1 protein-coding gene is annotated in these 284 nt (G+C 72.5%); it reads right to left on the bottom strand.

Annotated elements, in window-relative coordinates; all coding sequences use genetic code 11:
• Positions 1-52: 52 nt before the first annotated feature.
• A partial coding sequence (locus IJ15_RS0124385) for an iron chelate uptake ABC transporter family permease subunit (protein WP_031940901.1) occupies positions 53-284 on the bottom strand: 232 nt, incomplete at its 5' end.

The following is a 284-nucleotide window of genomic DNA, read 5'->3' as shown; positions in this document are numbered from 1 at the left end:
ACCGTCGCGGGGGCGGCGTCCTCGGTGGGACGGGGGAGGGCGTTCGGGACGCTCACAGGCTGGCCAGCTTCCTGCGCCGCACGAGCGCGATGAAGAACGGGGCACCGACGACGGCCAGCACGATGCCGACCTGCAGTTCCCCGGGACGGACCACGACCCGGCCGATGACGTCGGACATCACCAGCATCACGCCGCCGAGCAGTCCGGCGTAGGGGACCAGCCAGCGGTAGTCGGGGCCGGTGATCGCGCGGGCGACGTGCGGTACGACCAGGCCGATGAACGCG

Origin of the sequence: Prescottella defluvii (genome assembly GCF_000738775.1) — a bacterium.
Lineage (GTDB): Bacteria > Actinomycetota > Actinomycetes > Mycobacteriales > Mycobacteriaceae > Prescottella > Prescottella defluvii.
The sequence above is the reverse complement of the archived record's forward strand: the minus strand, read 5'-3'. Positions and strand labels throughout refer to the sequence as shown.